Genomic DNA, 8,064 nt, shown 5'->3' with positions numbered 1-8,064 from the left:
GTCAGATGGGTATAAGCGACAGGCTTCTCTTTGGGCGTGCTCCCCACGCGAAAATCGGCTTCAATCTCGTGCAGCAGCCGGGGAACGAGGAATCGTCCGTCTTTTGCCAGTCTGGCAATGACCAGGGCGTCTTTGGCGTCGTGTTTCGTCGGCAGGTTGTCATCAAGTTCTTTCGACCGGCACACATGCGCCGGGTTGACCATGACCAACGGGATCCCGTGCTCCTCGAGGAAGTAGGCCAGGTTCAACCAGTAGTGCCCGGTCGGCTCCACCGCGACGATCACCTCTGACTTCCCAAACGCTTGCATCGCCTCCTGAATCGCTTTATACAGCTGCTGAAACCCCTCTTTCGACTGGAAGATCGGGAACGACTTGCGAAGCACGCGCCCCCGGTCATCCACGAAGCAGGCGTAGTGGGTTCGTTTCGCGATATCGATGCCCACGACAAGCGTTTGTTCCGTAACTTGATCAATTTTATAGTTTTGTGTACAATTCATCTGAAGTCCTCCTTGGCATGATGGTAGGTATTGTTTGACACCCCTGCATCATACCAAGAGGGCTTTTTTTGATCAAGTCCCCGGAAAAGCTCCTAACGGGAATGCTCCTTTTTAATGGTTGGTTGCACTTTCATTTTAAGGGGATCCTCATGCAAGGGCTATTTTTATGCTTGTTTGAGTTTATCTAGCACCACGGGTATACTGCTATTTTCTCTGAAAAGAATATAATCTCTCCAAGTTTCTTACATAAAGAGTATCATTTTTATCTATTGCTAAATCCCAAGCATTATGATCAAGCAAAATAGTTACTTTCATAGTAGATGGATCAACTTCAAAAAGCTTCCCTTCAACAGTACCGTACAATAAACCATTTTTTCCGTTTACTAAAACGGCATTTTTGAAGCGACCAGAAATCGCTTTTAAAATTTGCTTAGTTTTAAATGAATTCGTCGAAGGGTTGTATTGGAACAGTGTCCCATTAGCCATTCCCCATATGTTTCCATCAGGTCCCTCAATTAAAGAAGATATCATGACACTGTTTAACGGTATTGGTAAAAATTCGACCCGCTTTGGATTATCAAGTTTAAAACGGAAAAATCTTGCCGGCTCTTTTGACACTTTATAGTTGGCGTGACGAGATGTTCCCCCATAAATATAGCCATCTTTATACGCTAAAAGAGATATAATACTCTGATTATTGATAAAGTTTGGATAAACTGTTGATTTGCCCGAAACCGTATCATAAAGGGCAAGCACACCACCTCCGGTTGAATTCTCCGGATATGTTCCAAGCAAGAGAGTATTATCTTTTTTAATTAAAGCTGTAATTCTTGTCTGACCATATGACAAAAGATTTAGTAACTCTCTGGGATTTATTGGATATCCTTTCCATTTCGATGCTAAATCGTACTCAAGCAATCGAGCTTTCGGATAAGCACCTAAATACATTTTTCCAGGTGTAACAAGTATCGTTTCTAATTGACTAACAGGTTTTAACTCAATTTCTTTTTTCGTATCCACATCGTAAATACACAAGCCACCTGACATATAACCGTTAATAATAATTTTGCTCCCATCTAAACTTTGCGTCATTGTGTATAAATTAACGGGTTGAGCCGGTAAAGTAGGTTTACGAATGACAAGCCTATTCCGAATCGGATTCAACTCATAATAACGCCCGTCATTATCTACAAGACCTGTTAAGACCGTTTCTCCATTTTTCTTTTTCACGAAGTCCAAAGAAATCGCTTCGGTAAATGGAGGCAACGAAAGGTTAGTTCTGTAAGTTTTTAACGTTTTCAAATCAAAACGGTAAAAATTCCCTTTATATGTATAATAGACCTCATTCTTAAAAGGATTCTTGTGAGATACGATTGAACTTGCAGGAAATTCAGCCACGAAACGGTTTTTTTTCATATCATACACGGCAATTTTCTCGCTCGGATACATGCGGGCAAACAAATACTGGTTCACAATTCTCATCTTATAGATATATGTTTCGGACTGATATTTAAGCGGTAAAATATGTTCTTTTTTACCTGTCGATAGATTCCATTTAAGCAAATTCGCTTTTGCTCCGAGCGAAATAAACAAAGTATTGGAACCTTGATCATACACAATTGATTTTGCGAATTTCTTACCCGGTTCTAAAGGTGATAAGCCGCTGACACGTTTTTCTTTAGCTTTACTAAAACTAAAGAAATTAGCCCCATATGCGGTTGTTGCAAATAATTTTTGATTAGAATGTGTAATATCTTGAATAGCTACTTCTTTAGAACCGCCTAATTGATTACCAAAATTCTTGAATGAAAACGTATTAGGATCAAAGCGATAAATACTGCCTTTATTCGTGCCGCCAATCCATAAAACTCCCCCTTCATCTATGTCCATGGCCCAAGCAGCAGTGGAATCCAAGAGTGGAAATGTTTTCTTGACCTTTCCCGTATTGAGGTCTAAAACAGCTAGTACTGTAGGTGTTCCGTGCAAAATCATATACAAATAACAATTTCCTTTTTTATCCATGGCGGCACGTGAAGTATTAACAGAGATATTGCGCACCTTAGGACCTAAATCCGTCAACACTCCATAAGGTGTGGAAATAGATTTTGCATAAGCAAAAAAAGGGTGAATGAAAAAAAGGAAAAAATTGAAAATCATAAAAGAAGAAACCAATAATAAATGACGCTTAAACTTTAACATAAACGACACTCCCGCAATGCTTCGGTGAGAAACGGCTCTCGCCCAGGGGCAAAATCCCGATGAAGCAGGAGTTCCAGGCCCCCCTTCGTTAAACAGCGACACATAATGGGAAACGGTTTGGCGGCACACGTTGACCATGGAGGCCACGTCTTTGCCCAAATAGCCTTCCATGACCAGGCGGACGGCCATCACACGTTGGCGGAGATGAGCGTTTTTGATCTTCCGTTCCTGCTTGCGGAGTTTCCGGGGCGTCCATCCATGGTTGTCGGTGATGTTGAGACGTTTCCCATGCTTTTCCTTAGGAGCAGTATAACCAGAGTGGGCACCGCTTATGCGAAGGTTAATGTAAATTATCACTTTATTTCGGAACAAAAGAGACATTTTTTTGCACATTCCTTCAGAAAGCCCTCTCCCCTTTTCTGAAAGAATGTGCTAAATTTTTTGTGAATTATTTCGGAAGAGAAAATCCATCGGTTCATAGGAGGGGGAGGAGGACGTGATTCAATTTCATGACTTTGGCATTGACGTCCAAACGTATGCAGAGCGTGGAAAAGAAAACGACTTCCCTCTTCTGAAAAAGTGTCCGCATTGCCGGGCCAAGCGCCCGTTGCACCGCCACGGTTACKATGAGCGAAACGCATTGACCCCACATGGTGATTATCGCATTTGGATTGTCCGGTATCGCTGTCGGGAATGCTTGAAGACGGTGAGTGTGCTGCCTTCCTTTCTCCTCCCGTATTTTCAGTATACGTTGTCCGCCATATGGCAAGTCGTGAAAGAGCAGTTAGGATTGACCGAGGGGACGAACCGGGCTCCGTTTCTCCCGACAAAGGACGGCATCATCTTTTATGTCCGACGGTTCTGCCGAAACCTATCAAGCCTTCACAGCTTTTTTGCGAGGCGGTGGAGGATCATAGGCCCTATCGTGAAAAAAGAAAAGGAACGGGCTTCCTGGTGGATCCGGACGTTGGAGAAACACGGTCTTGATTCGGTCATCAGAGACATGTGGAAGGACGGATTCCGACACCCTTTTGCGAATCAAATGGGATCCTGATTTTACATACATATCCTAAATTGGAAATAGTTGAGGTTCCCACAAACCTTTCCTATCGACGGAGAAAAAGCGATCCGGTACGATAAGGGCAGACGGACCGGAACGGTCCTGATTCCAAGTGAGACAAGGAGGAGATTCGAATGGATGAGTCGATGAGACACGACATTGCCCTGTTTCGGTACGGGCTAATCGCTCCGTTGGTGAATGGGCAGGTGGAACCGAAGACGTATCTGAAAGATTTGTCTTGATGTTGGCCGGGCTGCCCCATTTACAGGGGAAGCTGCGGCTCAATCAGCACCGCCCTCTCGACCAGCGGATCATCATGCGATACCGGATGGGGCCGCTGGAGAAGGAAGAGGTGGCGGGCTACATCGAACATCGGATGAAACAGGCCGGGGCGAAGCATCCGATCTTCACCCCATCGGCGTTAGAGGCGATTGCCCTGCAGTCGCGGGGATGGCCTCGGGTGATCAACACGTTGGCCACGACGTGCCTGTTATACGGGTATCAGCTGAAAAAGGACGCCATTGACGAAGAARTGGTGCGCATGGCCGCAGAGGAAATGGGGTATTAGCACGAAAGGGGCCGAATCGGCCTCTTTTGTGCTTTCTCTTTTCCATAGGTCCATCAGGCGCGCTGGAAATCTTCATCTGAAAGAGCGTGCAAACGTTCCGAAAGAATGTGCAAAATCCGGAACAATCCGCAAAAATTTTGCACATTATTTCCGAATCCGCCTGAAATAATTTGAAAAAGGGATTCTGAAATAATGTGCTAGTTTACAACATGGAATGAACGGCAAGCGGCCCTTGGCCGGCTAAGCGGTTGCAGTGTGGATATCAAATCATTATAAATGAAGGAGGGTATCATGATGACAAAATTGATAAAAAATGGAACAATTGTTACCGCTACAGATATATATGAAGCCGATCTTCTCATTCAAGATGGGAAAATTGCAGTAATCGGAAGAAATTTAGATGAGAGCGGAGCGGAAGTGATTGATGCCACAGGTTGTTATGTGTTTCCAGGAGGCATTGATCCGCACACCCATTTAGATATGCCGTTTGGCGGCACTGTGACAAAAGACGACTTTGAGTCGGGGACGATTGCCGCCGCATTTGGCGGGACGACGACCATTATTGATTTTTGCTTAACGAATAAAGGTGAGCCCCTGAAAAAAGCGATTGAAACTTGGCATAACAAAGCGACGGGGAAAGCGGTGATCGATTATGGGTTCCATTTGATGATCAGTGAAATAACGGACGATGTGCTTGAAGAGCTTCCAAAAGTGATCGAAGAAGAAGGAATTACCTCCTTTAAAGTATTTATGGCGTATAAAAATGTGTTTCAAGCTGATGATGGAACCTTGTATCGGACGCTAGTCGCGGCAAAAGAACTCGGAGCACTTGTCATGGTGCATGCCGAGAATGGAGACGTGATTGACTATTTAACGAAAAAAGCCTTGGAGGACGGGCATACTGATCCGATTTATCATGCATTAACGAGACCTCCAGAGCTAGAAGGAGAAGCGACGGGGCGCGCCTGTCAATTGACAGAACTCGCTGGTTCGCAATTGTACGTCGTTCATGTATCGTGTGCTCAAGCGGTAGAGAAAATTGCCGAAGCGCGCCATAAGGGGTTGAATGTATGGGGCGAAACTTGTCCGCAATATCTGGTGCTCGATCAGTCCTATTTAGAAAAACCGAATTTTGAAGGTGCTAAATATGTATGGTCACCGCCGCTTCGTGAGAAATGGCATCAAGAAGTACTATGGAATGCCTTGAAAAACGGCCAGCTGCAAACGCTCGGATCTGACCAATGCTCATTTGATTTTAAAGGCCAAAAAGAATTAGGAAGGGGAGATTTTACCAAAATCCCAAATGGTGGTCCTATTATTGAGGATCGGGTGAGTATTCTTTTCAGTGAAGGAGTGAAAAAAGGGAGAATTACCCTCAACCAGTTTGTTGATATTGTATCAACAAGAATCGCCAAATTGTTTGGTCTATTCCCGAAGAAAGGAACCATTGCCGTCGGTGCGGATGCGGATTTAGTCATTTTTGATCCAACGGTTGAACGGGTGATTTCAGCCGAAACACATCATATGGCTGTGGATTATAATCCGTTTGAAGGGATGAAAGTAACAGGGGAACCCGTGTCGGTTTTATGTAGAGGAGAATTTGTGGTACGTGATAAACAATTTGTCGGGAAACCGGGGTACGGCCAATATGTTAAACGCGCGAAATATGGGGCGCTAATGGCCGACCAAGATGTGGTGAAAATGTCCTAACGTAAATAAATCATTGAACACCAACAAGCTGTGCCTGGCGGTAAGGATGCGGGTTACGACGAGAAGCGGGGGGTGTGTGATGACTTACCATCAGTTTCTACGTGAGCGAGAAAAGATCGATTACTTAATTGAACAAGGATACTATATGAAAAGCGTAAAAGAAAATTTAAGCGGATCGTTTGTTGAATTTGAGAAAGAAGACTCTTTGTCAGAAACAAGAGATATCCAAACACTGCATATTACAAACGCTGATGCACGCAAATATTTTTCGTCATTATTAATCCGCCAGCTCAGAAAACACCACGAATAGAGAGAAGAATGATGCACGTCACGATAAGCGCCGGAACGAGTTCCTCTATATATCCTTAATCATTATAGAGGCAGGGCCGGCGCTTTGGTTTTCATGAAACAGAGCGCGAATCGCCTAAATGAATGTCACATTTCATAACATAAAACGCGATCGATGATGTTGCTTTCTGTATAATGAAACGTAGAAGGCCATATATAGCCAAGCCGTTACATAAAAATTTGTGATAGAAGCAGGAACGACCGTTTACGCTGCCTAATTAAAATGGTATTGCCATGATTGGTGTAAGGGGAGTGAAACAAAGTGTATGAAGACTCCTACATTAACGGTTTCTGATATTCTAAAGCGGAAACATTTTGAACATGTTGAAGTGGTTGCAGGGCATAATGGGCTCAACCGCACTGTAAAATGGGTGCATGTTGTCGAAGTTGCGAAAATCCATCATCTGTTAAACGGAAAAGAGCTGATTTTATCTACTGGGGTAGGATGGAAGGAAAATGAGGAACTGTTTCGATCGTTTGTAGAACAGCTTATCAACTGTGACGCTTCGGGATTATGTATTGAAATCGGTATGCATACTCCTTCTGTTCCGCAAGAAGTAATCGATTTAGCGAATGCGCATCACTTTCCGATCATTCTCTTTCTTAAAGAAGTGCCTTTCGTTGAGATCACCCAAGACATCCACACTTATTTAATTAACCAACACTATGAAATCATCTCCGGACTAGAATCATATTCACAGCAATTAAACAAAAAATTACTTTCAATGGACCATTATAGTGAAATTTTAAAACTATTGCACCACTATTCGGGACATCAAGTAGTTTTTAAAATAAACGGCAGAGAGGTGGAGATATTTCCTAAATACAGCAAAACATTTAAGGAAGAACAGTTGATAGTTGACGACAACGCAGCTTCCAAGAAAAGAGTGGCCACCCAACCGATCCAATTTCTTGGGAATGAATATGCCGAGCTATCCATTGTGTCAACCGGAAAGGAAATCAGCGAATTTGATCTGCTGATTTTGGATCGTACGGCAACTGCGCTGGCACAGCATCTGCTTCGTGATTTGTATGTCGATGAAAAAAAGAGAGTAGAAGAAAATGAGTGGTTGAAAAGCTGGCTAGAGGGAGAGCATCCCATTGAAAATGTGTTTAGTTATTTGGCTGAGTATGGGGCAGACCCAAATCCAAAAGGAGCATTCCCGTTAGGAGCTTTTCCGGGGACTTGATCAAAAAAAGCCCTCTTGGTATGATGCAGGGGTGTCAAACAATACCTACCATCATGCCAAGGAGGACTTCAGATGAATTGTACACAAAACTATAAAATTGATCAAGTTACGGAACAAACGCTTGTCGTGGGCATCGATATCGCGAAACGAACCCACTACGCCTGCTTCGTGGATGACCGGGGGCGCGTGCTTCGCAAATCGTTCCCGATCTTCCAGTCGAAAGAGGGGTTTCAACAGCTGTATAAAGCGATTCAGGGGGCGATGCAAGCGTTCGGGAAGTCAGAGGTGATCGTCGCCGTGGAGCCGACCGGGCACTACTGGTTGAACCTGGCCTACTTCCTCGAGGAGCACGGGATCCCGTTGGTCATGGTCAACCCGGCGCATGTGTGCCGGTCGAAAGAACTYGATGACAACCTGCCGACGAAACACGACGCCAAAGACGCCCTGGTCATTGCCAGACGGCCACAAGACGGACTATTCCTCGTTCCCCGG

Annotated in this window: 6 protein-coding genes and 3 pseudogenes; 6 read left to right on the top strand and 3 right to left on the bottom strand. The window is 44.3% G+C overall.

Going from position 1 to position 8,064, the window contains the following annotated elements; translation table 11 throughout:
- The 3 genes and pseudogenes from AP057_RS11495 to AP057_RS16455 form a co-directional block, all read right to left on the bottom strand.
- A partial coding sequence (locus AP057_RS11495) for a transposase (RefSeq protein ID WP_152968884.1) occupies window positions 1-497 on the bottom strand: 497 nt, incomplete at its 3' end.
- 204 nt (window positions 498-701) lie between these two features.
- On the bottom strand, window positions 702-2,696 hold the full coding sequence (locus tag AP057_RS11490) for a WD40 repeat domain-containing protein (RefSeq protein ID WP_082432210.1): 1,995 nt from the start codon (window positions 2,694-2,696) through the stop codon (window positions 702-704).
- Between the two features lie 20 nt (window positions 2,697-2,716).
- Window positions 2,717-3,029, bottom strand: a pseudogene (locus AP057_RS16455) (helix-turn-helix domain-containing protein); the annotation flags it as partial.
- A 163-nt stretch (window positions 3,030-3,192) separates the two neighbouring features.
- Between AP057_RS16455 and AP057_RS17880 the strand changes: the two are divergent.
- The 6 genes and pseudogenes from AP057_RS17880 to AP057_RS11460 all read left to right on the top strand — a co-directional run.
- Window positions 3,193-3,750: a DUF6431 domain-containing protein gene (locus tag AP057_RS17880; RefSeq protein ID WP_055358774.1), complete on the top strand. Its 558-nt coding sequence runs from the start codon at window positions 3,193-3,195 to the stop codon at window positions 3,748-3,750.
- A gap of 223 nt (window positions 3,751-3,973) precedes the next feature.
- Window positions 3,974-4,324, top strand: a pseudogene (locus AP057_RS18165) (ExeA family protein); the annotation flags it as partial.
- Window positions 4,325-4,618: 294 nt separating this feature from the next.
- On the top strand, window positions 4,619-6,034 hold the full coding sequence (gene hydA / locus AP057_RS11475) for a dihydropyrimidinase (RefSeq protein ID WP_033011084.1): 1,416 nt from the start codon (window positions 4,619-4,621) through the stop codon (window positions 6,032-6,034).
- Between the two features lie 79 nt (window positions 6,035-6,113).
- On the top strand, window positions 6,114-6,344 hold the full coding sequence (locus AP057_RS11470) for a hypothetical protein (protein ID WP_011230920.1): 231 nt from the start codon (window positions 6,114-6,116) through the stop codon (window positions 6,342-6,344).
- Window positions 6,345-6,648: 304 nt separating this feature from the next.
- Window positions 6,649-7,539: pseudogene (locus AP057_RS11465) on the top strand (PucR family transcriptional regulator ligand-binding domain-containing protein); the annotation flags it as partial.
- Between the two features lie 105 nt (window positions 7,540-7,644).
- Window positions 7,645-8,064, top strand: a 420-nt coding sequence (locus tag AP057_RS11460; protein WP_152968883.1) for a transposase, incomplete at its 3' end; no start/stop codon positions are given.

Origin of the sequence: Geobacillus sp. Sah69 (genome assembly GCF_001414205.1) — a bacterium.
GTDB classification, from domain to species: Bacteria; Bacillota; Bacilli; order Bacillales; family Anoxybacillaceae; genus Geobacillus; species Geobacillus stearothermophilus.
This window is presented reverse-complemented; position numbering and strand designations above follow the sequence as displayed.